5 protein-coding genes are annotated in these 1,461 nt (G+C 59.0%); all 5 read right to left on the bottom strand.

What is annotated here, in order from left to right:
- On the bottom strand, positions 1–77 hold a 77-nt coding region (locus tag SPHV1_RS24855; RefSeq protein ID WP_156367244.1), incomplete at its 3' end, for a ParA family protein.
- Positions 74–361 (bottom strand): TrfB-related DNA-binding protein, encoded by a 288-nt coding sequence (locus SPHV1_RS04250; protein WP_006954199.1) that lies wholly within the window; start codon positions 359–361, stop codon positions 74–76. The genes SPHV1_RS24855 and SPHV1_RS04250, both read right to left, overlap by 4 nt.
- A 4-nt stretch (positions 362–365) precedes the next feature.
- Positions 366–695 (bottom strand): KleE stable inheritance protein, encoded by a 330-nt coding sequence (gene kleE / locus SPHV1_RS04245; protein WP_006954201.1) that lies wholly within the window; start codon positions 693–695, stop codon positions 366–368.
- Positions 696–800: 105 nt separating this feature from the next.
- A complete protein-coding gene (locus SPHV1_RS04240) occupies positions 801–1,064 on the bottom strand; it encodes a hypothetical protein (RefSeq protein WP_006954203.1) in 264 nt (87 codons plus the stop codon).
- A gap of 104 nt (positions 1,065–1,168) precedes the next feature.
- On the bottom strand, positions 1,169–1,461 hold a 293-nt coding region (locus SPHV1_RS04235; RefSeq protein ID WP_054944810.1), incomplete at its 5' end, for an antirestriction protein.

Raw genomic sequence — 1,461 nt, 5'->3', positions numbered from 1 at the left:
AAGTAATAGGCAAGATGAACGGTCGTTGAAGTTTTACCAACGCCGCCTTTCTGGTTCGCTATGACAAGTGTTTTCATCGTTTGGCGTCCAATCTTTCCACCGCCTCGCGCTGCCATTGCCGCACAAGGAAGGCTTTATGTTTCGGTAAAATCGCCGTCACACGCTCGAAACCTTCGGGAACCTCGCTATGCGCGTTCCAAATCCGGTTGACCGCCAGACAAACGGCATTGCGGGACACGCCTTCGCGCTTCGCCACGGCCGATTGGGCCTCGCCGTCCACCAGAACGGCGCGCGCCATGTCGAGCGGACGCGCCGCGATATTGAGCCGTCCAGCAGCTTGCTCAAAGGCCGACGCGCTCAAGCGTTTATCCATTGCGCCTGCCGCGATTCTTCTCGCGGTATAGCTTCGGCTCATAGACGCCAAGGAAGATGTAGAGGGCGATATAGACCGCATAATAGGCGAGGAACTGCCAACCGGCATGAACATCCGGCGTGTTCCAATACCAGAGCATCCGGCAGAACTGCCAGAAGACGACAAGCGGGATGATGAAGCGCGCGACGGTCCAGATCAGGACTCCGAACGTCCAGACGGCCGCAATGACGTAATCCACGCGGTTGCCCTCCCATGCGGGTGGAGGATTGGGAAGCCGCATGACCGCAAAACGTGCGGGCAGCGGGGGAATTTTCGCCTTCATCGGAATACTCCGGTTTCGACCTTGGCGGGTTGCCCGGTCACAACCGATATAATGACAGCATCCCGAACCGTGTCAAGCCCCCGTAAAGTCTGAACGGCAATAATTTTAGCCGCTAAAATCGTCGTTCTGGTGTTCCCAAATATTTCCCAAGCCCGCAGCCGCGCACAACAGCGCCCATGCCGAATAGGGAATCTGATCGTCGCCGCCCGTCCAGCGCCGAATAACGCGGGTATTGCTCAAGCCTAGAAACTTGGACGCGCTGCCCCCTGTCATGTCCGCTGCTTTGAGGACCGCCCTTACCTCATCCGGCGTCGGCTGCTGCCACCCCTGATCGGCGGGCAATAGGCAATCTGGCCGAACATCAATCATGCGCGCGTCTGTTCCTTCGCTGGCGTTGCTCCTCATGGCGGCCGAATGAGGAATATGCCCGATAGGCAGGGAAGGGAAGGGGGGCACGCTGCCCCCCTGTGGCGCTAGTCGAGCGCGGCACCGATCGGCCCCGCTTCCGAATGTTGGGCGGCATAGGCAGATGCCCACGCATAGAGCTGGGCAAATTGATCCTCGCCGTATTTTTCGTGCATATGCCCCAGCATGAACAGGGTGGCTATAAGGCCCGCCGCGTCGGCCGAAACGTCGCCAGAGAAGCCGTTGCCGTCCCATTCCAGACGATATTGGGGCTGATCGCCGGGGGCCATGTAGAACCCGCCGTTCGATAGGGTGTAGAAATGCCAATATGCGCCCGTGTAGTCGGCGGATAGCTTGGACA

The sequence above is a fragment of the Novosphingobium sp. KN65.2 genome (genome assembly GCF_001368935.1).
Lineage (GTDB): Bacteria > Pseudomonadota > Alphaproteobacteria > Sphingomonadales > Sphingomonadaceae > Novosphingobium > Novosphingobium mathurense.
The sequence above is the reverse complement of the archived record's forward strand: the minus strand, read 5'-3'. Positions and strand labels throughout refer to the sequence as shown.